Below are 23066 nucleotides of genomic sequence, written 5' to 3'. Positions count from 1 at the left end.
TTACCCTGAATCTCATGATTCAGGGTTTTTTTGCGCAAAAAAAACACCTTCGGAAACTTCCGAGGTGTCAGGCGTTCGAGATGCGCGGCAAGTTCGAGAGCCGGTCGACGATCGAATCGATGATACGGACGCGGGCGAGCGCATCCTCGATGTCCATCGTCTCATAGTGGTGCAATCCGCCGGGCTGTTCGACGAACGTGTCGGCGTCATGGATGAGTTGCTGGAGTGGGGTGCGCTGAATCCGGCTAGGCGGCAAATAGGAGTCTGTATGAAGTAAAATCATAACAGAGATTTCTTTCGCCCGGGCCGGGTCTTCCCCGAGTCGGATTAACAGTTTGTGGGCCCGTTCGGCCCCTTTGATCGCATGAATATCATTTTGACGATACAAGTCATAGTTCCACTTGCCTTCGGTATACCACTCATAATGGCCGATGTCGTGGAGCAAGGCGGCCTTCGTCGCCAAGTCTGTGTCGAGACCTCGTCGCGTCGCCAATTCGAGAGCGCGCTCGCAGACGTCGACGGCGTGTTTTAAGCCGGATCGTGTCAAATATTTCTGGGTGACCGGGTGCTGCATAATCGTTTCTAAAGTGATTCTCATCATCGCTCTCCTCCTTGGTGATTTCAAAGGTTATTTCTATTAACTATACGGGAATCGGTAAAGAAATGCAAATTTGTAACGTGGGAAATGATGAAAATATTGAAGAATGTGCAACATTTTTCAAGCGGATATGCTATAATTTAATTGTAGATTTAGTGTAAGTTCAAGATTTTCAGATTCAGTAATGGTCGGGCTGTTGCTTAAGGCAGTGGGGGTGAGAGACCATGAAAGAGCGTGACAAAGTGTTGCAACAGAAAAAGAAATTGTTGAAGGAAGTGCTCAAGAAAAAGTTGAAAGACTTACAAGTGAAGCCTGGTAAAGAAACGGTGTCACAACCGGTTTCTCGAATACCAGCTTCCTAGTCGATCAAGGTCGCATCCGTGCGGATGCGTCCTCTTTTCTTACCTCAATGAGAAAGAATATCATTGATGTTTCAATTAATAAGAATTATTATAATTAAGTGGACGAGTTTTTGGGTATACAAAAAGAGTCACTTAAAAAAAGTACGAACATTTGATCAGGGAGGAACGAACATGGTCACATTATATACGTCCCCGAGCTGCACATCGTGTCGCAAAGCACGGGCTTGGCTCGAAGAACATGATATCCCATTTACGGAACGGAATATATTTTCAGAGCCGCTCTCACTCAATGAGATTAAACAAATATTACGTATGACAGAAGACGGGACCGATGAAATCATTTCGACCCGTTCAAAAGTTTTCTCGAAAATTGATGTTTCTGTCGATGCGCTCTCGCTCCAGCAACTTTACGATTTGATTCAAGAATATCCTGGACTGTTACGACGTCCGATTTTGATCGATGAAAAACGTCTCCAAGTCGGGTACAACGAAGATGAGATTCGTCGATTCTTGCCGCGAAAAGTTCGGACGTTCCAACTACAAGAAGCGCAACGGCTTGTCAACGAATGAGAAAGCACGCTGTCTAAGCAGTGTGCTTTTTATTATCTCGTTTTTCCGATAAAATAGGGGTAACAACCCCATCATCTGAAGATTGACACATGTATAAGAGGGTACTATGATAACAAGACAATTTCCCCTCTCCTCCTTAAGGGTCGTAGTAGGAGTGAGGTGAGAAGGGAGTGGACAATCGTGAAAATTGAGCGCATCAATGACAACACCGTCAAATTTTTCATCACCTATGTCGATATCGAGAAACGCGGTTTCGCCCGGGATGAAATCTGGTACAACCGTGAACGTGGTGAGCAGCTGTTCTGGCAAATGATGGACGAGGCGCATGAGCGGGAAGACATCTCGTTTGATGGTCCACTATGGATACAAGTACAAGCTTTTGAAAAAGGACTCGAAGTGACCGTCACGATCGCCAAGAACGTGATCGACGCGGAAGATGATTCAGAGCTCGGCTCACTCTTGCGCTCGGCAATCGATGACGCACGGGAACAACAAAACGTCTTAGATCAATTGAGTGAACTTGATGAACTTGAAGCCGAGCCGGAGGCGTGGGCTCCGCTCGCGATGGACACCGATGATTTCGAATCGATCATCGCTCTCAGCAAACGGGCCGGTGATACGTTGAACAACGTTACGTTGAAACTATTCCATTACGAAAATCGCTACTATTTGTGGGTCGATTTCCCGGACGAGATGGAGCCGGAAGAGGAAGAGAACGTCCTCAGCCTGCTCGCGGAATACTTGTCGTTCAGTACGCAAACCCTCGCTATGCTTGAGGAGTACGGCAAACTCATTCTCGACGGAGATGTATTCGCGAAAGTACGTCACTATTTTTAAACTCAAATCGCCTGTTCAAGTGGACAGGCGGTTTTTTTACCATTTTGATACATAACGAAGAGGTGACTTCATGCTGAAGCGGATTCATTTGATGTTGTCAGACAGTGCTTGGTTCGTCCCGTTCTTATACGGGTTCGGCGGGATCGTGTTGACGTTTTTGACGCAATATTTTGGAGGGTTCTTCCGTGAAATCTTACCGGAAGTGCTGTACTTAGAGAAAGACTCGGCAGCGAACGTGCTGTCCTCGTCGTTCACGAGTTTGATGACGATGATGACGTTCAGTTTTTCGACGATTCTTGTCGTCTTGACGACATACTCGTCCCAGTTCTCGCCCCGGACGGTAAACAATTTTTTGACGAACGCTGCCGCGAAGCATACGCTCGGCCTGTTCATCATGACGACCGTCTATGGCATCTCGAACTTGTTCTTGATCCGGACGGCCGATGATGACGCGGTGCTCGCCTCGGGCGTGAGCGTTCTCCTCGTCATCGGTTCGATTTGGGCGTTCGTCAAGTTCATCCAGACGATCAGCGTCTCGATTCAAGCGGAGCGGTTGTTGTCAGCGCTGCATCGAGAAGCGCTCGCTGTCATCAAGAGCCAGCGAGAGGCGGTCGAGCGTGACGAGGTGAGCATCGTACCGACGCGTTCGGTCCATGCGTTCGAAGGGCAGGCCGTCTACGCCTCGCGGACCGGTTACATCCAACTGTTTGCGAGTGAGAAACAAGAAGACCGGCCGACTAGCTTTGAGTCGGTCGTCGCGGTCGGGGACTTCGTCGCGAAAGGAGATTTACTCGGGTATTGGGTCGGTGGGGAAGCAGATGACGTGGAACTGTTTCAAATCGGAGAAGTCCGTTCGTCCATCCAAGATCCGGCGTTCGTTATCGAGAAGCTGAGTGAGATCGCGTTAAAAGGCGTCTCGCCAGGCATCAATGACCCGAATACGGCCATCCATGCCATCCATTACATCGGGGACATTTTACGCGAGCTCAGCCGGATGCCAGAAGGCGATTTCGTCTTCTCGAACGGGAAGAGCGATTGGCATGCAAAGCGTAAACCGCTTGACGCCACGTTGTTCCAAGCGTTCGCCCCCGTCAAGACGTATGCGAGTCACGACATGTTCGTCATGGCCTCCGTATTCGAAGCGATTCGCATCGCCCGTCTCGAAGCCCATCCGTCCTCATTTCAAGCGTTCGAAGGAATCATCGACTATTTCGAGGACGTGATCGACTGGGACGATATGCACGAACGAGAACGCGCGTATTTGCAAAATCAGCTCATGCGCTCCAGAAAAGTAAACGCATGAAACAAGCAGGCGAGCGCTCGCCTGCTTGTTTGTGTTACGAAAGACTATACCCTCCGTCGATCGTGATGGCTTGACCGTTCAAATAGCTCGACCCGGCGGTCAACAAGAACGTGACGACTGGGGCCACTTCTTCCGGCTTGGCGGCATTGCCCCGGAAATGATGGGTCATCGCTTCGTGAAATTTCGCCTCTCCGCCGTACAGCTTATGACTGAGCGGCGTGTCGACGGGACCGAAACAGAGGGCGTTGAAGCGTACTTTTCCTTTCAACCGATGGGCGAACGTCTTCGTCAAAGCGATGACGGCCGCTTTGGAGGCAGCGTATGGACCGAGCATCGGTGGGAATTTGACGTGACCGACGATAGCGGCGTTGTTGACGACACTCGCCCCGGTCGCGCAGAGCGGCAGGGCGCGTTGAATGAGCCGGTTCGTCGCTTTCACGTTCAAGTCGAACACCTCGTCAAACGCAGACGCCGGTAGTCGTTCCGGTGTCCCGGGGCGGCCGAACGTGGCGGCGTTGTTGAACAAGCCGTCTAGCGTGATGTTTTGGTCCTTCAAACCATCCATCAGCGCCTCGACTTCATCTGGTTCGGATAAATCACATTTTAAAAACGTGATGCGAGGAGAGGCGTCCTCGATTTCTTCGCCTCGTGCCTCGTCCCGTCCGACGCCGAACACGTCATGGCCGTCCTCCGCTAAACGCAAGGCGACGGCACGTCCGATGCCGCTCGTCGCCCCGGTAATGAGAAAAGTACCCATATTTCTTCCGCTCCCCTCTAAATAATGACGTTACGTTGTATAATTAATGATAATACATGACAGAAACGAGGTCAGCTTATAATATGTTGCGACGCATACAAGTACTCTTATCCCTTATTTTGCTCGCAGGACTCATTGCCGTATTATCATATTACTGGAGCTCGCAAGTGATCGGCTTGTTCTCGATTCTAGTCTTTTTGACGACGTTCAGCATTTTGCTCGTCATCTTGCTCGAGAACCGAAATCCGCAGCGGACGCTCATTTGGGCAATCGTCATGATCGGTTTCCCGGTCGTCGGCTTGTTCGCTTATTTCGTGTTTGGACAAAACTATCGCCGGAAACGTATGTTCAAAGAGAAGGCGATGCTTGACGAAGAGACGTACCTCGCTTACCGGCAAAAGGCGATGACGCTCTCGCCGTCCCTCATGTTCACACATGACGATTATGAGAAGCTCATGCATCTGACGTCGTCACTGAATCAGTTGCCGGTCTCGTCGAACACGTACACGCAAATCTTGACGAACGGTGAACAGAAGTTCTCCAAGCTGTTGCCGGCGTTAAAAGGGGCGACACGCCATATCCACCTCGAATACTATATTTTTCGGGAAGACCGTATTTCTCGGGAAATTCAGCGGATCTTGATCGACAAGGCACGATCGGGCGTCGAAGTGAGATTCCTCTATGATGCGGTCGGATCGATTCATACGAGTGGCTCCTTCTTTGATGAGATGCGCCAAGCGGGTGTCCATGTGCAAGCGTTCTTCCCGGTCGTCTTGCCGCTCGTCTCGAGCAAGACGAATTACCGGAACCACAGAAAGGTCGTCGTCATCGACGGGACGGAGGCGTTCACCGGAGGACTGAACGTCGGCGATGAATATTTAGGGGAACATTCGAAGTTTGGTTTTTGGCGCGACACGCATCTGTACGTCAGAGGTGAAGGAGTGTCAGAGCTACAGCTCATCTTTTTACAAGATTGGTACTACATGACCGGGGAACGGCTGTTCACGCCGTTCTATCTCGAGCCACTCGAGACGGTCCGGAGCGCGAGCGGCGGCGTTCAAATCGTCGCGAGCGGGCCTGATGAGCCGTACGAGACGATGAAATCGATTTACTTCGCTTTGATCAACGCGGCGAAGAAGTCGGTTTATATCTCCTCGCCTTATCTCATCCCGGATGAGGACATCATGAGCGCGCTCAAGACGGCATCACTTTCTGGCATCGACGTCCGCATCGTGCTGCCGAGCTATCCGGACCATAAGATCGTCTTTTATGCGAGTCGCTCCTATTATGAGGAGCTGCTCAGCGCCGGGGTAAAAATCTATTTATACGAGGAAGGGTTCATGCATTCAAAAGTCATCGTCGTAGACGATGGGCTCGCGACGATCGGGACAGCAAACATGGACTTTCGGAGCTTTCACTTGAATTTTGAAGTGAACGCGCTCCTCTATAATACGAACTCGGTCCATCAACTGAAACAAGACTTGTACAAAGATTTTGAAGGGTCACACGAACTAGACTTGGCCGCTTTTTCAGAACGGCCATTTCTGATCAAGTTAGTCGAGTCGTTGGCTCGAATGTTTTCACCATTATTATAAGGGGGAAGCGACATGCGATATGCGATCGGTCGGACAGGGGAGTACGTGGACACCCGGATCACGAACCGGAGGCAAATCGAAGCGCTTGCCCCTTTTTCGTGCCCGGACTGTCACGAACGTGTCATCTTGAAGGAAGGGGTGAAACGTCGTCTTCATTTCGCTCACGTCCATTCATGTGGACGCGGAGAATCAACGGGTCACCAACAGGATAAATGGAACGTGAGGCAATGGTTGCAACAACGCGGTTATGCCGTCGACCAAGAAGTGACCGTCGGCGGGAGACGGGCCGATTTGGTGGCGTCAAACGACACCGAGACGCTCATCGTCGAAGTACAGGCCTCGCCGCTCGACGCCGAGACGTACTGGCAACGGACAGCGCATTACACGGGTGCTGGTTTTCAGGTCGTCTGGCTCGCGAGCGGGATGCGGCCAGATCCGGTGCCAGCTTTCTCACCGTGGATGCGGGCTGAACTGGCACGGAAACACGCGCTCTTCGTTCCAGCCGGGCGTCAACTCTACCGGTTCGTCGGCTGTCCGACTTCACTTAGGAGGGGGCAAGGGAATTGGGTCCCGGTAGACAATTTTAACGCCTCCCCGTTTGAGCCGTATTATCGGTTTGACGCTCACCGCTGGACGCAACGTGTCAGGAGGAGCCGCGTCACGCCGCCTTATCCGACCGCCGTTTATCGACGTTTGGTGCTCGAGCGGCTCTATCCGCTCGGGATGTTGCCTTCGCTACTGCCGACGTGTTGCTATTTGCCGCTTCCGGCCCTTTGGGGAATCCACATTCACCCGTTCGATTTTCAAGTCGTCTTATATTTGAATCGGCGCTCGTTCCCGAACGATTCGGTGAAGTGGAGCATAGAGAAGACATGCCTCCAGTTCGGCGTGACCCCGACAAGCGACTTTCTTGAAGTGTTTGAAGTACAATGGAAACAACTCTTGAACGTGTTCGATGTGTCGCCCGACGTGAAGGAGTGGCCCGTGCCGAGGACACTCGAGGCGGCGCTGCAAAGCGATGTTCGATTGTTTCAAGGGTTTCAGCGATTTATGGCGAAATCGTATACAAACTGAGAAAAGGAAGTGGACATATGTCAGACGTACTAACACGACAACAAGTGCCCGTCGAAGAGACGTGGAGCTTAGAGACGATTTATGCCGACGATCAAGCGTGGGAGCAGGATTTTGAAGCGCTCAAAGCGAACGTGCCGGCGCTCATGGAATATAAAGGGAAGCTCGGGGACTCGGCCGACACGCTTTATGCCGCGCTCAGCCTGCGGGACGAACTCTCGCGCCAACTGCATAAACTCTATACATACGCCCATATGCGTTATGACGAGGATACGGCAAACAGCCATTATCAAGCGTTGAACGATCGGGCGGGGACGCTAGCGTCCCAAATTTCGGCGCAACTCGCCTTTATGACACCGGAACTGCTCGCGATCGAGGAAAGTCGGATCGAGGCGTTCATGAACGAGCATGATGAACTCCGTGTCTACCGGCACGCGTTCGATGAGCTCGCCCAAGAGCGTCCGCACGTTTTGACGGAAGCCGAAGAAGCGTTGCTCGCCCAGGCGGGAGACGTGCTCGGGCAATCGAGCTCGACGTTCGGCATGCTCAACAACGCCGATTTGAAATTCCCGAAAGTGAAGAACGAGGCAGGCGAAGACGTTGAACTGACACACGGCCGCTATATCACATTTTTGGAGTCAAGCCACCGCGACGTGCGCGAGACGGCGTTCAAGGCGATGTACGGCACGTATAAAGACTATTTGAACACGTTCGCCTCGACGCTGTCAGGGAGTGTGAAAAAAGACAACTTCTACGCGACGGTCCGAAAGTTTAAAAACGCCCGCCAAGCGGCGCTTCATCATAACGCGATCCCGGAATCGGTATACGACGGGCTCGTCGAAGCGGTGAATGAGCGGCTCGACTTGTTGCACCGTTACGTCGCGCTCCGCAAACGGGCGCTCGGTGTCGATGCGTTGCATATGTACGACTTGTATACACCGCTCGTCAAAGACGTAGAGATGAAAATCTCTTATGAAGAAGCGAAGCGCTTAATGGTCGACGGTCTGGCCCCGCTTGGCAACGAGTACGTTCAAATCGTCAAAGATGGACTCGACTCGCGATGGGTGGACGTCCGGGAGACGCGAGGGAAGCGCAGCGGCGCCTACTCGTCTGGCGCGTACGACACGCAGCCGTTCATCTTGATGAACTGGCAAGACAACGTCAACAACTTGTTCACACTCGCCCACGAGTTCGGGCACTCGGTTCATAGCCATTACACACGGGCGACACAGCCGTATCCTTACGGAGATTACTCGATTTTCGTGGCCGAAGTCGCTTCGACGACGAACGAGGCGCTCTTGAACGACTACTTGTTAAAGACACGTACGGATAAGGCCGAACGTCTATACCTGCTCAACAACCAGCTTGAGACGTTCCGCGGCACGCTGTTCCGTCAAACGATGTTTGCCGAGTTCGAGCATATGATTCACCGGGCGGCCCAAGACGGGATCTCGCTCACACCGGAATACTTGAACGAGACGTACTTGGAATTGAACAAACGTTACTTCGGCGACGAGATTGTTATCGATGAAGAAATCGCTTACGAGTGGGCCCGCATCCCGCACTTCTACTACAACTATTACGTGTATCAATACGCGACGGGCATCTCGGCATCGGCGGCCTTGTCACAGCAGATCATGGAAGAAGGGGAGCCAGCGGTCCGCCGTTATATCGATCAGTTCTTAAAAGCGGGATCGAGCGATTATCCGATCGAAGTGCTGAAAGCGGCTGGTGTCGATATGACGACGAAGGCACCTGTTCTAGCGGCGTTGGATCAATTTGAGTCTGTCCTCGATGAGATGGAGTCGCTCTTGTTCTCATAATCGTCACGTTGCGTGAACATTATGTGACAAAGTGAACATACAGCTTGTCAATACAGACGTTGCTCGGTATATTATAAGTGTGAAATCAATCACAAACCCCTTTATTGACCGTAAACTTTCTCCCGTCTCGACACCTTCCCCGGGTGTTGAGATTGACGCCTCTTGTCCCCGCTTGAGACGTCAAAAGCCCACGGCTCCCCGGCCGTGGGCTTTTTTTCGTTTCGGATTACTTTTTCGTCGCCCAGGCTTGTCCGCTGCAACCGGGTACGGGGCGGCAACGTTGCTGGAGCGACAGCTTTTTCAATTCTCGTTCGATGACCGGCTTCTCGAGTTCTAGGATGAACGCGAGTTCGGTGATCGTCGAGGCGTCGTAATGACCGAGCACTTTTTCGACGTCCCAATCGGTTTCGCGATTCGGGACGTAGCCGAGCAGTTCGGCCATGACGGCTTGATAGACGTCGTAAGGATAGACGCCTTCGATTTTCAGCGCCTCGTCACGCGTGACGAATGTGAGCGCCGGTAGCGTCTCGATTTCCCAGTCTTTTAAAATCTGGTGGTCGACGGCGAGGGCGCTTAACAGTTGGTTGGACTGAATGTCAGCCGCCAGCTCATCGATGTCGAGACCATATTCGGAAAACGAGCGAGCGATTTCCCATAAATCAGCGTCATGCGTCGTTTTGTTCAAAAAAATGTCGTTAATATGCAAGTGACGCAAAAAACGCATCGCATGACGTTTCCCTTGTAATTCCATAGCCTTGATCATCGTGAGAAGGCGAACCTCTTCTTGACATCCGCCAACACAACTCGGAACTGTCGAGACCATTCGAAAACGAATCAGATGACCGTATTCGAGCTCGAGCTTTTTAATGAGTGTCATCACGTGAAGTCCATCTGGGTCCGATATATCCACGAAATAGAATAACTCTAATGGTTTATATGTGACTTGGATAGGAGTTTCTTCCAGTGAGCAGGATGACTCATTACATTGTTCAAGTTCCATTGTGTCGCCTCCTCTCGTAAACAGAATCAAATATATCGTATGCTCATTGTAGCAACGACAAAAAAAGGTTGGCAATGTATCTGCTCAACCTTCACTCCGGCTCATCTTTTCTTCCATGAACCGGACGATTTTATTTTTGGCGGGACGAAGCGGGATGCCGTGTTTGGCGAGCAAGCGCTCAAAGGCGATCCGCCCGGCTGTCTCGTCCGTCACTTCAAATTCTATTTCATAGTCACGAATCTCCAAATAATTACTTTCGTCGAGGACGAGCAACCCCTCTGCCGTCTCGATTTCGGCCCGTTTCGTCTCGAGGCGTCCGAGGTGTTCGAGCGGACCGGTCAGGTTGAATGATGCGAGCGCTTCTTTCATCTGTTCATCGTGAACGATGCCGTACTTGAACAGGTTTTCTGCCGCTTCATCAGTGAGCGGTGCATGCGTCTCGAGCAGTCCGACATCGTGAGGTTGCTTGAGCGTCAGCACGAGACCGGTTTTCTTCTCGCGGATCCGTAAAGCCGCGCCATGGTTGCGCAGTTCAAACGTCGGTGTATCGAAATAGTCGTTCGCTTGCCATTTCACTTGGTCAGCCAGTTGATAAGCGTCGAGCAACGCCTCGTACTCGTCTTTCGTCAACATCGATTTAAATTCAATTTCCACTTCTTGGGTCATTTGTCGTCGCTCCATTCTATGAACAATTGTTCGTTTATGATACCATACTATCGGATACATACGGAAAAAAGCACGAATTTCCGAAACGAACGAAAGTGGTGACAGCCTATGCAATCAATGGATTGGGATCAATTTTTAGTGCCGTATCAAATTGCGGTCGACGAGCTGAAAGTGAAATTCAAGGCGATTCGTAAGCAATACAACTCACAAAACGAGCACTCTCCAATCGAGTTCGTCACGGGACGTGTCAAACCTCTTGGCAGCATCCTAGAGAAGGCGAAACGGAAGCATATCGCCTACGACAACTTGGCGACCGAGATGCAGGACATCGCCGGTCTGCGCATCATGTGCCAGTTCGTCGACGATATCGTCCATGTGCTCGAACTGCTCCACCATCGGACCGACTTTAAAATCGTCGAAGAACGCAACTACATCACGAACCAAAAAGAATCAGGGTATCGCTCGTACCACATCATCATTGAATACCCGGTCCAGACGATTCATGGTGAATTTCCGACGCTCGTTGAAGTGCAAGTGCGCACGCTCGCCATGAACTTTTGGGCGACGATTGAACACTCGCTCAATTATAAATACGACGGAGATATGCCGAAAGAAGTGCAGGAACGGCTACGCCGTGCTGCCGAAGCGGCCTTCTTGCTCGACGCCGAAATGAGCCAGCTCCGAGTCGAGATTCAAGACGCACAGCAAGTGTTCCGGGATAAAGAAATGAACGTCCAAACGGACCAAGACTAGGGGGCAGAGAGTATGCAGTTTGCGATTGTGGCAAGGGGAGACGCGCGTTCGGCTGACATCGCGCGTGAGTTGACGGACAAGTTGACAGCGGCAGGCCATTCTGAGTCGAACGAACCGCGCATCGTCGTGTCGGTCGGCGGGGACGGGACGATGTTGCAAGCGTTCCATGAATATGTAGACCGCTTAGAAGACGTGCTTCTCGTCGGCATCCATACGGGACATCTCGGGTTTTATGCCGACTGGCAACCGGACGAGCTCGATGAATTGACGGACATGATCACGAGCGAATCGTTCGAGCCGGTCTCTTACCCGCTCGTCGAGGTGCTCATCGATTATGAGGACGGGACGACCGAACGGCAACTGGCCATGAACGAGTGCACGATTAAAAACTATAAGCGGACGCTCGTCTGCGACTTGTCGATTCGAGACGACTATTTTGAGACGTTCCGGGGGGATGGGTTGTGCATCTCGACACCGTCGGGATCGACCGCCTATAATAAGGCGCTCGGCGGGGCCATCGTCCATCCGTCGATCGAGGCGATTCAAGTGACGGAGATGGCGTCGATCAACAACCTCGTCTATCGGACGATCGGGTCGCCGTTGCTCTTGCCAAAACATCATCAAGTGAAGATCGCGCCGCACACGAAAACAGAGTTCGAACTGGCGTTTGACCATCAAGAAGCGTTGTCATGGTCGAACGTCCGATCGATCCGCTGTGCGGTCGCGAAAGAAAAAGTGACGTTCGCCCGTTTCCGTCCGTTCCCGTTCTGGAGACGAGTGCGCGAGTCGTTCATTGAAGAAGGGAAGTAACCGATGTACGGATTTACGCTGCATCGCGTCGCGGAGACGAACGTCCCGCTGCGCGATTTTTTAATGACAGACTGTGGGATCTCCCGAAAAATGTTGACCCAAGTGAAGCATGGCGGCCTCATCCTCGTCAATGGGGAACCGCGTACCGTCCGCTATGACGTATTACCGGGCGATGCGGTGACAGTCCATTTTCCAATTGAACGCCCCGCCGCGGCGATGGTCCGCTCAAGCCGTCCGCTCAACGTGCTGTATGAAGACGACTACTTGCTCGCCGTCGACAAACCGCCCGGCATCGCGACGATTCCATCCCGCCTCCATCCGACCGACACGCTCGCGAACGCCGTGCTCGGATATTACGAAAGAATCGGGTTGTCGTCGGCCATCCATGTGATCAACCGGCTCGACCGTGATACGTCCGGCGTCGTCTTGTTCGCGAAATACGCGTACGTCCATCACCGCTTCAGTGAGCTTCAGAAAAGCGGTGGATTGACGCGGACGTACGTCGCGCTCGTCGAAGGCGTCGTCGAGCCGCAAACGATTGACGCGCCGATCGGTCGAGCCGAGCATTCCATCATGGAACGGGTCGTCACCGAGGACGGGCAACACGCTGTGACGCACGTCCGGCAAACTGTCTCGTACGGGGACGTGTCCGCCTTGACGATTCAGCTCGAGACGGGACGGACGCATCAGATCCGTGTCCATTTGCGCCATCTCGGTCATCCGCTCATCGGGGACACGATGTACGGGGGCGACACGCGACTCCCGCGTCATGCGCTCCATAGCCTCGATGCCACGTTCCGTCATCCGTTGACGGACGAACGGGTGACCGTGACGGCCCCGATACCGGATGACTTTCAACAGCTCCTCACTTAAAAATAGCCCCGGCTCGTATGAGCCGGGGCTTGTTGTTTAATCATCATCGAACATATACGTTTTCGATTTCGAGGCGACGTTCATGACGAGGCCGACGGCAATCATGTTCATAAGCAGTGATGTCCCGCCGTAACTGACGAACGGGAGCGGGAGACCGGTGATCGGGAGAACCCCGATCGTCATGCCGATATTCTGGAACACTTGGAACGTGAACATGGCGACGATGCCGGCGACGATATAACTGCCGAACGGGCTGCTCGATTCGAGCGCGATATGGATCATGCGATACAAGAACAAGAAGAAGACGATGATCACGATCGCAGCGCCGATGAAGCCGTAGTGCTCGGCGATGACGGCGAAGATAAAGTCGGTCTGGGACTCGGGCAAGTAGACGAGCCCTTGGCCATATCCGGCCCCGAACATTTGACCAGACCCAATCGCTTGGAGCGACTTGATGAGCTGGAACGCGAGGTCATCAGAATACTCGTACGGATAAATCCAGGCCTGGAATCGGTTTAAGGCATGTCCCGGGAAGATTTTAGCAAGCGTCTCAAACTGTAAGAAGAACAAGTACATGAACCCGCCAATGGCGAGTCCGGCCGCAGTGAACAACCCGAGGAGCCATTTCCAACCGATTCCGGAAACGATAATGACCGCCCCGAGCATCGTGATCAATACGAGACCAATCCCAAGGTCAGGTTGGGTCACGATGAGCCCGAGCGGTGGGAGCGTGACGAGGACGAGCTTCACGAGGAGCCACGTGTCGAGCTGAGACGTCCCGAAGCGCTTGTTATGGTCGTAGATGATCGTCGCCATCGTGATCAGCAAGAACAATTTCATGAATTCAGCCGGTTGGAAACTGAAGCCCGGTAAGTTATACCAGCCGTACGCGCCGTTAATGTTCGGAACGAGCGTCGTGTCGCGGAGCGGGATGAGCCCGCCGAGTAAAATCAGGCCGAGCGCGTATAAGTACCAATGAATTTTTCGAAGCTGTTCGTATTCGATCGTCATGACGACGAGCATCGCGACGAAGCCGATGACGTACCATGTCGCCTGTTGGAATGCGAAGTTGATCCCTTGCAGACGGACCGGAAGCATCGGTTGTGCCGTATAAATTGCGCCGAGACTGATGACCATCAATAGGAAGACGATTGTCAAAAGTGTCGCGTCTAAGCTTTTAAAATATGATTGAATGCGGTTCATGAGGAGTCGTGTCACCCTTTCTATACGTATTTTATATTACAATAACCAAAAAAAATCGCAATACGTTCCGAGTCGGTTGACAAAACAGACACCATTCTGTAATCTAATAACAGATGTTATCACCAGGTACTAAAAAGGGGAGTTTATGATGTCAATCTATCCAACTTTAACGAATAAGACGTATGTCGTCATGGGGATCGCCAACAAACGTTCAATCGCCTGGGCGATTGCGAAGACACTTGACGAGGCGGGCGCAAAGCTCGTCCTGACGTATGCAGCCGAACGCTTCAAAGCTGGTCTCGAATCGCTTGCGGCGGAACTAAAAGGAGAAGCGCTCCTTCTCGAGTGTGATGTGACGAATGACGAAGCGATCGACACGACGTTCCGGTCGATTCACGAGCAGGCAGGCGAGATTCAAGGCATCGCCCACTCGATCGCGTTCGCTGACAAAGAAGCGTTGCGCGGTGAATTTTCAGAGATGACGCGCGGTCAATTCGCTCAGGCGCTCGACATTTCAGCGTATAGCTTGACGGCCGTCGTCAAGGCCGCGAAACCTTATTTCGCACAAGATGCCTCTGTCATCACGCTCACGTACCTCGGTGGCGAACGCGTCGTGCCGAACTATAACTTGATGGGTGTCGCAAAAGCCGCTCTCGATTCGAGCGTCAAATATTTGGCGAACGAATACGGCCCGCACGGCGTTCGGGTCAATGCGATTTCAGCGGGACCGATCCGTACGCTCTCGGCCAAAGGCGTCGGCGACTTTAACAGCATCTTGGCGGAGCTCGAGCAGAAGGCTCCGCTCCGGCGCAACGTCTCGGCAGAAGAGGTCGCTTCGACCGGCTTGTTCTTGTTGTCTAGTATGGGCAGCGGCGTGACGGGCGAAGTCATTCACGTCGACAGCGGCTACCATATTTTATAAGTTTGGGAAAGGGTGCGCCAATGCGCCCTTTTTTGTATTATCGTGGAACGGTTTCGGGTAAGGACTTGTGAGGGAGGGGAAGTCATGGGTCCTTATCAGATTGATTTCACGATCGTCCAATACGGGAATCGCCAAGTCCAACCAACTGAACGGGCAAGCATCGAGCCGGTGACACGCATCAAGCGGGTCCAACGGATTCGGCCTCGGCAAGACGAATGGTTAGAAGCAGAACAACAGAAAAGCCCCGGTCGATTCGTCGACCGGAGCGTTTAATATTACCCGCGGAACCGGAACGTCTCATAGACGTTCCACGTTTCGTTTTCGAGCTCATACATGAGGGCCATCCGAGTGACCGTCTCCTCGAAATGAACTTGTTCCATCCGCATCCGTTCGAGTACGTCGAACAGTTCGGCATCGGCGAGGTCTTGTCCGATTGTAATGTGCGGAAGGAATTCGTATTTCGGCGGCTGATCGAGGACGCCTTCATGCAATTTTTGTTGCAACGTCGCGAGTTCGCGAGTCGGCAACACTTTTAAGTAAAGAACGTTGTTTGTCGGCGCGAACGACCGGGCGCCATCGATTTTCAGTTGAATCGGTTTCGTCGCCTCGGCGACTTGTTGTAAATATTCGAGCACTTTTGGCAAGTCGGCTTCGTCCACCTCAGTCCGCTCTTTGATGGTCACATGTGGTGATATCAAGGCGTACTTCGTATCGTAACGCTTACGATACGAGTTGGCGAAGTCTTGAACTTGTTTTGATGGAAATAAGACTACCCCAATCTTCATTCCAGTTCCCCCTTTATAGTGGTCTTCTCATTTATGATGAACGATTTAACAAGGGAAGTCAAAGCGGGCTTAGTCTTTTTTTCAATTTTTCAGTATAATGGAATCAAGTACGATGAGAGCGTCAGCCGCTCTCGATATGAAAGGATGTGTAGCGGGACCAGTGCCTGCGCAAACTATGAAAAAAGTACCACACTCACGAGACGTCAGAGAGGCCGCCCGGGCCCGTTTAATCGAGCGCGGTGTATCGATTGAATCGATCGGTGAAATCGTCTATCAAATGCAAGCCCCATACTCGCCCCATTTATCGCTAAAAGATTGCATGGACTCGGTCGAGGCCGTGCTTGAAAAACGTGAACTCCAACACGCCATCCTCGTCGGCTCTGAACTCGATATATTAGCCGAGCGCGGGCAACTGTCGGAACCGCTCTTGTCGATTGTCGCCTCGGATGAAGGACTGTTCGGGGTCGATGAGACGATTGCCATCGGAGCCGTCAATACGTATGGTTCGATCGCCGTCACGACGTTCGGTTACTTAGATAAAGCGAAGATCGGGATCATCAAACAGCTCGACACGAAAATGGATGACGGTCAAGTCCATACGTTCATGGATGACCTCGTCGGCGCTATCGCCGCGAACGCATCGGGTCGTCTCGCGCACCGATTGCGTGACATGACCGACTTCGGAGAAGAAGAGATGCGGGAACGAAAAGGACTGTATTGATGAACGGCCGAGCGAAGATGCTAACAATCGCCGGGACGATGGGCTACGCTCTCGTCTCGGTGATTGTCGTTTTAGGAGCGGCCGTTCCGATTGATGACTTCATATATGAGACGGTTGCACCGCTGTCAGGACCGATATTCGCCCATATCACAGAGCTCGGCAGCGTCCGCGTCTTGATCGGGCTCTCGTTTATCGGGATGCTGTTTTGGTTATGGAACGGAGAGAAGATCGAGGCGTTCCGGTTGCCAATCGTCGTCATCGGGACGCTCATGTTGACACAAGCGTTGAAACTCGTCTACGGGATCGAACGTCCGCTCATCGATGCGGCGCTTGACGCCACGACGTATAGTTTCCCGAGCGGTCACGCCTCTGGGTCGCTCGCGCTTTATGGGTTGATTGCGTTTACGATGTATCGCAGCGACAAATCGGTTTGGGCAATCGGCCTCGTCCTGTCTCTCGTCGTTCTCGTCTCATTTAGTCGGGTCATCTTGAACGTCCATTATTTTAGTGATGTCCTTGGAGGATGGCTTGTCGCACTCGTCGTCATCGCCGCCTCGGAGTGGTGGTTAGGGAGGAAACGTAAGTGATACTCATCGTAGAAGTCGGACATTGGTTGTTCATGGACCGCCATGCAGCGGACATGGCTGACGTACCGACGATTTTAGTGGAGAAAGATCAAACCGGGGCCCGGTCATTCACCCCGATGCGCACGTTGTTCCAATTGAAGAAATGGACGGCTGCTAGGCGGTTCATTCCGTTATTGTCATGTGACGAAACGGCTTATAAAGCGTACGAAGTTTTCCATGTCGACGCATTGCCGTCTTACGCCCTTCTTCAAGGTGGGCGCGTCTTGTTGGAACGGAATGAGAGGGACGTCGAGTACGAGGCCGCACTCGCTCAAGTCGATGCGACGTCGGACGAAGCAGTCGTCGCGTTCGCGGTTCGTTATTTACAAGATAAGCTCGGGAACGACGTCATCTTGGCCGCCAACGGGACGGTCCCGGGCGTCACGTATGTTCCGAATGACGTATATGTCGACGGGGACGTCGTCAAGACAGGACAGCAATTGTTCGCCTGGGCCAATGAGAAGGAGAGGGGGAGCGCGACATGAATGAATGGGAACAGCGCTTGCAAGCGTTGCTCGACGGTTCCGTCGAGGAGCTCACGGTTCCGAAAGAAGATTTTTTGACGGTACGCTCGATATTGATCGAAAAAGAATGGCTTTTTCAAGTCGTGGGTGAGGCAAAGCACGGTGGGGTGACAATTTATCGCCGCAACGAGATCAGCCCGACGGCAGAATAAAGGGACGGCGAGGGGGCAGCAGCTCCCTCGCTTTTTTATGTGTACGCATCAGACAGAATTTTTGGAGGACCGACCCGAAAACTCTGTCGTAAACGCTTACATTTTTATGCGTCGCTTGCCGTATACTAAAGCTGTAGGAGGCCTCTACCATGTTATTAAACGAAAAAAGCAAACGGATCATCCAAGTTCTTATGCATGAGAACAACGTGACACTGCAGCTGCTCGCTGTCATGTTGCCTTATTCGAAACGGACGATCGAATACGAACTAGATCGCATTCAAGAGTGGTTGCGCGACAATGATTTTCCTCCACTGATCATCGAGAAGACGTCGATTCAACTTCGTGACGACCCGCGTATCGTCGAACAGATGGAACGCGCCGACCTTGTCTTTTCGGAGGAAGAACGAGAGTTGTTGATTGTGTTCTATACGTTGACGAACCGAGAGTTCTTATCGGCCGTCCATTACCAACAGTTGCTCGATGTGTCCAAGTTTACCGTTCAAGAAAGTTTGAACGGGGTGAAGAAAAGCGCGGCTCACTTTGGACTCGATTTTGCCTACACGCGGCGACTCGGGTACCACTTCAACGGTCACCCTCAGACGTTGGCGCTCTACATGTATCGAGCCGTCGAACGAATGATGGAGCTATCGACGAAAGAACGTCTCGTCAGCACTGTGATCGCGGAGTGGCGAGATGAACTCGACCGCTGGCGAAACAAAATCGAGTCATACGAACAGATGCGTCAATTCCAGTTCGTTGAGAGCCACCGGGAAAAGCTCGCCTATTTCCTCTTGATTGGTCAACGCCTCTCAAGCATCGTGCCGCTCGATGAAGAGGACGTCATTTTAGCGGAAAACACGGATGAATCGTTACGGCAGCATTTTGATCAAGTGCCTCACTTGTGGGTGACGCTCGATATGCTCGTCAAGAGCGGGCCGAAAATGGAAGAAGAGATGGAAGCAGACGTGCAACAGCATTTGGCGGCCGCCATGATGGAAGTGATTGAACGGTTCGAAACGTTGAGCTGTACGTTCATCATCGAGCGGGAAGCGCTTTGCGAAAAGCTCGTCCTTCATTCGAAAGCGACGATGCAACGCGTATACACCGGTCTGGAGGCGCCGAGAGAATTGGAACGGTACGTGATGAAAGAGCACCAAGTATTGAACGTTCTCGTGGAGCGGTCGCTCGATCCGTTCCGTCAACTTTTAGGCAAAGACGTCCCTAAAATCGAAGTGATGTATTACACCCTTCACTTCGCCGCCCATCTTCATCGTCAAGGACAACATCTCGATGAAAAGATGAAAGCGGTCGTCGTCTGCCCGAGCGGGGTCAGCGTCTCGCGTATGCTTGATCACATCTTGAAAAACCAGTTTCCGGAGTTTATCTTTTTGCCGCCGATTTCACAACGGGACGTTGAACGGTTCGTCCCGCTCGTCGACATCGTCTTCACGACCGTGCCACTACCTCGCGAGATCCAGCGGGTGGCCCACGTCATGCTCGTCCCGACATTGCCGACACGGCTTGAACAAGTTGCCTTGAAGCAAGAGGTCGGTCAACGTTTTTTCAACCGAATCTCAGACGAGCCGATTCACATCGACGACGTCATGACCATCGTGAAAAAATATGCAAACGTCACGAATGAAAGGCAATTGAAGCAAGCGTTGCGAATGTTGCTCAATCCGAATCAAAACCCGATGAGGTCAGAGGGGGAACAACCAGTGTTGAATGAATTGATTACGCACGACAATGTGCAGTTATTGGAACGTGCAACTGATTGGAAAGAAGCGATCCGTCTCGCGGCCCGTCCGCTTGAAAGCAACGGGGCGATTGAGACACGATACGTCGAGACGATGATTGACAACGTGGAACAGCATGGCCCGTATATCGTATTGATGCCGGACGTGGCCATTCCACACGCTCGTCCTGAAGACGGGGTCCGCGAGCTCGGCATGAGCGTTTTGAAGCTTACAGAACCGGTCGTCTTTCCGACCGACAAGCCCGTCCGTCTCTTCTTCGTCCTCGCGGCGATTGATCAGACGACCCATTTAAAAGCGCTGGCGCAACTGACGGAGCTGCTCGGTAACGGTACCGATTTGTCAGAAGTATTACACGCCGAGTCGATTGAACAAATGTTACAAGTCATCACTAAATATTCGGAGGAGGAATAAATCATGAAAAAGATTTTAGTAGTATGCGGGAACGGGTTAGGATCAAGTTTCATCATGGAGTTGAACGTGAAAAAAGCGCTCGAACAGATGGGGAAAGAAGCGGAAGTGTCGCACACGGACATTGCCACGGCTCGGACGGAACCGGCGGATATTTACCTCGGCGCAAAAGACATCATCACGACGTTAGATGACGGGACACGGACGATTGTCGCACTTGAGAACGTGATGGATATCGAGCAAATCAAAGCCCAGTTGAGCGACAAGCTTTAACGAACAATTTCGGGACAGGGAGGGGGAATAACGTATGCTTGATTTGATTATGCGGGACATACTGGGAACACCAGCCATTTTGGTCGGTCTGTTCGCATTGATCGGTCTCATGCTTCAAAAGAAAGACGTCGCGTCCGTCGTTTCGGGGACGTTGAAGACAATCATGGGATTTGTCATCATCGGCGCGGGGGCTGGTGTTATCATTGCCGCGCTCGACATCTTTGGACGGATGTTCGATGAGGCGTTCAGTATTCGCGGTGTCATTCCGAACAACGAAGCCATTGTCGCCGTCGCCCAAGACGCGTTCGGCGTCGAGACGGCGATGATCATGGTGTTCGGGATGATCATGAACATCGTCTTGGCAAGGTTCACCCCGTTCAAATATATTTTCTTGACGGGTCACCACACACTCTTCATGGCGAGCTTGCTCGCTGCGATCTTGTCGGTATCAGGCTTAGACGGAGTCGTCCTCGTCGCGGTCGGTTCGGTGCTGCTCGGGCTCTGTATGGTTCTTTTCCCGGCGCTCTTGCAACCGTTCGTCCGTCAAATCACGGGCTCGGACGACTTTGCGGTCGGACACTTCGGTTCACTCGGGTATTTCGTCTCTGGGACAATCGGGAAATATGCCGGGAACAAAGAGCATTCGACGGAACAGATCAAAGTGCCGAAACAACTCGGTTTCCTTCGCGATACGTCGGTCGCCGTCTCGTTGACGATGACGCTCTTGTTCGTCGTCGTCGCCTTGTTTGCCGGTCCGGCGTTCATTGAAAGTGAGCTATCGGGCGGATCGAACTATATCGTCTTCTCGGTCATTCAAGCGATCACGTTCGCTGCGGGTGTCTACATCGTCCTCGCGGGTGTCCGCATGTTGATCGCGGAGATCGTCCCAGCGTTCAAAGGGATCGCCGACAAGATGGTGCCGAACGCGAAACCGGCGCTCGACTGTCCGACGGTCTTCCCGTTCGCACCGAACGCCGTCATCATCGGGTTCTTGGCGAGCTTCACGGCCGGCTTGATCGCCATGTTCTTCTTACCGCTCTTCGGTCTTGCGGTCATCGTACCAGGGCTTGTCCCCCACTTCTTCACGGGAGCGACGGCCGGGGTGTTCGGAAATGCGACCGGAGGACGTCGAGGTGCCTTGCTCGGTGCATTCGCGAACGGATTGTTGATCAGTTTCTTGCCTGCCTTGCTGTTGCCGCTTCTAGGCAACCTCGGATTCGAGAGTACGACGTTCGGTGACTCCGATTTCGCACTCGTCGGGATTTTAATCAGCTGGATCGTCTCGCTGTTCACTTGATGAAATCATCACAAAATAAGCCGTCTCCCTTGAATAAACGGGAGACGGCTTATTTTCGTTACGCGTTCGAAGCCAATTTGATTTTTTGTCGTTTTAGCTTGTGCAACAGCCAAGCGTGGAGCACGTCACAAGAATGGTGAGGGAGGGTCAGTTCCACGAGCGGGTTAGACTGACCGAATATAGTGAAGCGCGAATGGTCCTCGTCGAGCAGCGATACTTGAATATCGGTCGCTTCCTGCAGCGAAATTCGTTGCTCGCCGGCAATAGCATCTTTCAATTTCAGCATTTTTCCATTCGTCGCAAACTTGGTGAACGAAGAAATTCCCTGTACTTTCAGTTGTTCCATTTCGTGTATCTATCCATCCGCGTGATGAATAGATTTTCACCTCGCTTTCTCTATATTGCCTTCCATTCTCCAAGAAGGTTATTCCTAGTATACCGTCCTCGGAATAAAAGAAAAGAGTCAATTTAACGAAAAATTTAGACAATTTGTTATCAAAATTTAAAAATAGTTTTTTATGGCGCCATGAAGCGGTTTAGGACGGGAGGGAGAATGGCGGGATAATAAAAAAGAACCTAAAAAGATTAGGTTCTTTTCGCTTTGATGCCCGGATGACCTTAAAAGCGTTCCACTTCCCATGTGCGGCGTCGATACGTCAGTTGCCCTTTCAACGCGATCGATTCTTTTTTCGCATCAAAATCTTCTTCGAGGACGGACATGTCTTCGTAGCGTCCGGCCACGTAAAAGGAGATCGTGACTTGTCGGTTGAACAAACTGCGTTTCGTATGATCGAAATCAATGATTAACCCTTGCGGGGCCAAGGCGAGCAACTCATCGATGACCGGGAGCGGGATCGGCACGAAGCTGATATTTCGAATGTCACGGTCGAGTTTACTTTGCAAGATGCTCTGCATGAAGCGATTGATCGACGCCCACTCTTTTATGTACAGGCTACTGTGGCGGTCGTTCGCTTCGTTGAAGAAGGCGATCTCGTTTTGGATCGAGTGGAGAAACGGCGTTTTCAACCCTCGTTCCATATGGCTTAAAAACAGAATCTCGGCAATCTCGTGGTCCGATAACGATTCAAGCACATGATAGTCGGTAAAGTCGATGGCGGTGAACGTCGTCTGATTGTTCAAATACCGTGTTGAAAACGTAGCGAGTTCATGCGCCTCGATATAACGGAAACGGGTCCGTGTCGATTGGCGCATCCCTTTGACGTCGGTCCGGCAGATAATCATCGGGCGAGCGAGCGAGAGCGCCTCGGCGACATCGCTCAATGTCACCCCGTGCAGTGTGAAACGTTGCAAATCTTGGTCTTGTTTCATGTAGAACAACTGTTTTGACATAATGATCCCCTCAGTTTGAAGTCGCTATAC

At 52.1% G+C, this 23066-nt stretch carries 27 protein-coding genes; 19 read left to right on the top strand and 8 right to left on the bottom strand.

Annotation, left to right across the window (positions count from 1 at the left end):
• Positions 1 to 67 precede the first annotated feature (67 nt).
• Entirely contained in the window at positions 68 to 601 is a 534-nt protein-coding gene (locus tag P398_RS0112555) for an HD domain-containing protein (RefSeq protein WP_029335550.1), read from the bottom strand.
• Between the two features lie 221 nt (positions 602 to 822).
• Here P398_RS0112555 and P398_RS16970 point away from each other — a divergent pair, with 221 nt between their 5' ends.
• The 4 genes from P398_RS16970 to P398_RS0112535 all read left to right on the top strand — a co-directional run bounded on the left by P398_RS16970 (position 823) and on the right by P398_RS0112535 (position 3670).
• Positions 823 to 960, top strand: a complete 138-nt coding sequence (locus P398_RS16970) for a hypothetical protein (RefSeq protein ID WP_167331259.1) — start codon at positions 823 to 825, stop codon at positions 958 to 960.
• Between the two features lie 171 nt (positions 961 to 1131).
• Positions 1132 to 1530, top strand: coding sequence for a transcriptional regulator SpxA (gene spxA / locus P398_RS0112545; RefSeq protein ID WP_015881217.1), 399 nt, complete (start codon positions 1132 to 1134; stop codon positions 1528 to 1530).
• A gap of 180 nt (positions 1531 to 1710) precedes the next feature.
• On the top strand, positions 1711 to 2367 hold the full coding sequence (gene mecA / locus P398_RS0112540; RefSeq protein ID WP_029335549.1) for an adaptor protein MecA: 657 nt from the start codon (positions 1711 to 1713) through the stop codon (positions 2365 to 2367).
• 70 nt (positions 2368 to 2437) lie between these two features.
• Positions 2438 to 3670 (top strand): DUF2254 domain-containing protein, encoded by a 1233-nt coding sequence (locus tag P398_RS0112535; protein WP_029335548.1) that lies wholly within the window; start codon positions 2438 to 2440, stop codon positions 3668 to 3670.
• A 34-nt stretch (positions 3671 to 3704) separates the two neighbouring features.
• Here the strand turns inward: P398_RS0112535 and P398_RS0112530 are convergent, their stop codons facing one another.
• Positions 3705 to 4427 (bottom strand): SDR family NAD(P)-dependent oxidoreductase, encoded by a 723-nt coding sequence (locus tag P398_RS0112530; RefSeq protein WP_029335547.1) that lies wholly within the window; start codon positions 4425 to 4427, stop codon positions 3705 to 3707.
• Positions 4428 to 4510: 83 nt separating this feature from the next.
• Between P398_RS0112530 and cls the strand changes: the two genes are divergently transcribed.
• Genes cls through pepF form a run of 3 tightly spaced genes read left to right on the top strand, consistent with a single transcriptional unit; the run spans position 4511 to position 8916 of the window.
• Complete coding sequence (gene cls / locus P398_RS0112525; protein ID WP_024369937.1) at positions 4511 to 6022, top strand: cardiolipin synthase; 1512 nt, start codon at positions 4511 to 4513, stop codon at positions 6020 to 6022.
• 12 nt (positions 6023 to 6034) lie between these two features.
• Entirely contained in the window at positions 6035 to 7096 is a 1062-nt protein-coding gene (locus P398_RS0112520; protein ID WP_029335546.1) for a competence protein CoiA, read from the top strand.
• A gap of 17 nt (positions 7097 to 7113) precedes the next feature.
• The gene (gene pepF / locus P398_RS0112515) at positions 7114 to 8916 is read left to right on the top strand and encodes an oligoendopeptidase F (protein ID WP_029335544.1); all 1803 of its coding nucleotides are present in this window, start codon (positions 7114 to 7116) and stop codon (positions 8914 to 8916) included.
• A gap of 226 nt (positions 8917 to 9142) precedes the next feature.
• Here the strand turns inward: pepF and P398_RS0112510 are convergent, their stop codons facing one another.
• Both P398_RS0112510 and P398_RS0112505 read right to left on the bottom strand, forming a co-directional pair.
• The gene (locus P398_RS0112510) at positions 9143 to 9667 is read right to left on the bottom strand and encodes a DsbA family protein (protein ID WP_231557543.1); all 525 of its coding nucleotides are present in this window, start codon (positions 9665 to 9667) and stop codon (positions 9143 to 9145) included.
• Between the two features lie 333 nt (positions 9668 to 10000).
• A complete protein-coding gene (locus P398_RS0112505; RefSeq protein WP_326932475.1) occupies positions 10001 to 10597 on the bottom strand; it encodes a CYTH domain-containing protein in 597 nt (198 codons plus the stop codon).
• A gap of 93 nt (positions 10598 to 10690) precedes the next feature.
• On the opposite strand from P398_RS0112505, the gene P398_RS0112500 reads away from it, so the two are divergent.
• The 3 genes from P398_RS0112500 to P398_RS0112490 are packed head-to-tail and all read left to right on the top strand — an operon-like array spanning position 10691 to position 13018.
• A complete protein-coding gene (locus P398_RS0112500; RefSeq protein ID WP_024369942.1) occupies positions 10691 to 11335 on the top strand; it encodes a GTP pyrophosphokinase in 645 nt (214 codons plus the stop codon).
• Positions 11336 to 11347: 12 nt separating this feature from the next.
• The gene (locus P398_RS0112495; protein WP_024369943.1) at positions 11348 to 12145 is read left to right on the top strand and encodes an NAD kinase; all 798 of its coding nucleotides are present in this window, start codon (positions 11348 to 11350) and stop codon (positions 12143 to 12145) included.
• A gap of 3 nt (positions 12146 to 12148) precedes the next feature.
• Positions 12149 to 13018: an RluA family pseudouridine synthase gene (locus tag P398_RS0112490; RefSeq protein WP_029335540.1), complete on the top strand. Its 870-nt coding sequence runs from the start codon at positions 12149 to 12151 to the stop codon at positions 13016 to 13018.
• A 36-nt stretch (positions 13019 to 13054) separates the two neighbouring features.
• Here the strand turns inward: P398_RS0112490 and P398_RS0112485 are convergent, their stop codons facing one another.
• On the bottom strand, positions 13055 to 14221 hold the full coding sequence (locus P398_RS0112485; RefSeq protein ID WP_029335539.1) for an FtsW/RodA/SpoVE family cell cycle protein: 1167 nt from the start codon (positions 14219 to 14221) through the stop codon (positions 13055 to 13057).
• Positions 14222 to 14369: 148 nt separating this feature from the next.
• Between P398_RS0112485 and fabI the strand changes: the two genes are divergently transcribed.
• On the top strand, positions 14370 to 15143 hold the full coding sequence (fabI, locus tag P398_RS0112480) for an enoyl-ACP reductase FabI (RefSeq protein ID WP_024369946.1): 774 nt from the start codon (positions 14370 to 14372) through the stop codon (positions 15141 to 15143).
• 84 nt (positions 15144 to 15227) lie between these two features.
• Positions 15228 to 15416 carry a hypothetical protein gene (locus P398_RS0112475; protein ID WP_024369947.1) on the top strand — a complete coding sequence of 63 codons (189 nt, stop codon included), beginning with the start codon at positions 15228 to 15230 and terminating at the stop codon, positions 15414 to 15416.
• A 2-nt stretch (positions 15417 to 15418) separates the two neighbouring features.
• On the opposite strand, the gene P398_RS0112470 is transcribed toward P398_RS0112475, so the two are convergent.
• On the bottom strand, positions 15419 to 15928 hold the full coding sequence (locus P398_RS0112470; protein WP_024369948.1) for a YjcG family protein: 510 nt from the start codon (positions 15926 to 15928) through the stop codon (positions 15419 to 15421).
• A gap of 175 nt (positions 15929 to 16103) precedes the next feature.
• Here P398_RS0112470 and P398_RS0112465 point away from each other — a divergent pair, with 175 nt between their 5' ends.
• From P398_RS0112465 to P398_RS0112435, 7 genes are all read left to right on the top strand, one after another.
• Complete coding sequence (locus P398_RS0112465; protein ID WP_024369949.1) at positions 16104 to 16649, top strand: phosphatidylglycerophosphatase A family protein; 546 nt, start codon at positions 16104 to 16106, stop codon at positions 16647 to 16649.
• Positions 16649 to 17236: a phosphatase PAP2 family protein gene (locus P398_RS0112460; protein ID WP_029335538.1), complete on the top strand. Its 588-nt coding sequence runs from the start codon at positions 16649 to 16651 to the stop codon at positions 17234 to 17236. Before P398_RS0112465 ends, P398_RS0112460 begins: the two co-directional genes overlap by 1 nt.
• Positions 17233 to 17760 (top strand): hypothetical protein, encoded by a 528-nt coding sequence (locus P398_RS0112455; RefSeq protein ID WP_029335537.1) that lies wholly within the window; start codon positions 17233 to 17235, stop codon positions 17758 to 17760. The genes P398_RS0112460 and P398_RS0112455 overlap by 4 nt, the downstream gene beginning before the upstream one ends.
• Positions 17757 to 17951 (top strand): hypothetical protein, encoded by a 195-nt coding sequence (locus P398_RS0112450; RefSeq protein ID WP_029335536.1) that lies wholly within the window; start codon positions 17757 to 17759, stop codon positions 17949 to 17951. The genes P398_RS0112455 and P398_RS0112450 overlap by 4 nt, the downstream gene beginning before the upstream one ends.
• A gap of 149 nt (positions 17952 to 18100) precedes the next feature.
• The gene (locus P398_RS0112445) at positions 18101 to 20119 is read left to right on the top strand and encodes a BglG family transcription antiterminator (RefSeq protein ID WP_029335535.1); all 2019 of its coding nucleotides are present in this window, start codon (positions 18101 to 18103) and stop codon (positions 20117 to 20119) included.
• Positions 20120 to 20122: 3 nt separating this feature from the next.
• Positions 20123 to 20389, top strand: a complete 267-nt coding sequence (locus P398_RS0112440) for a PTS sugar transporter subunit IIB (RefSeq protein ID WP_029335534.1) — start codon at positions 20123 to 20125, stop codon at positions 20387 to 20389.
• A gap of 34 nt (positions 20390 to 20423) precedes the next feature.
• Positions 20424 to 21686 carry a PTS ascorbate transporter subunit IIC gene (locus tag P398_RS0112435; RefSeq protein ID WP_024369955.1) on the top strand — a complete coding sequence of 421 codons (1263 nt, stop codon included), beginning with the start codon at positions 20424 to 20426 and terminating at the stop codon, positions 21684 to 21686.
• A 58-nt stretch (positions 21687 to 21744) separates the two neighbouring features.
• On the opposite strand, the gene P398_RS0112430 is transcribed toward P398_RS0112435, so the two are convergent.
• Complete coding sequence (locus P398_RS0112430) at positions 21745 to 22032, bottom strand: hypothetical protein (protein ID WP_024369956.1); 288 nt, start codon at positions 22030 to 22032, stop codon at positions 21745 to 21747.
• 272 nt (positions 22033 to 22304) lie between these two features.
• A complete protein-coding gene (locus tag P398_RS0112425) occupies positions 22305 to 23015 on the bottom strand; it encodes a hypothetical protein (RefSeq protein WP_235263385.1) in 711 nt (236 codons plus the stop codon).
• Positions 23016 to 23066: the final 51 nt, after the last annotated feature.

This window comes from Exiguobacterium aurantiacum DSM 6208 (assembly GCF_000702585.1).
GTDB lineage: Bacteria > Bacillota > Bacilli > Exiguobacteriales > Exiguobacteriaceae > Exiguobacterium > Exiguobacterium aurantiacum.
This window is presented reverse-complemented; position numbering and strand designations above follow the sequence as displayed.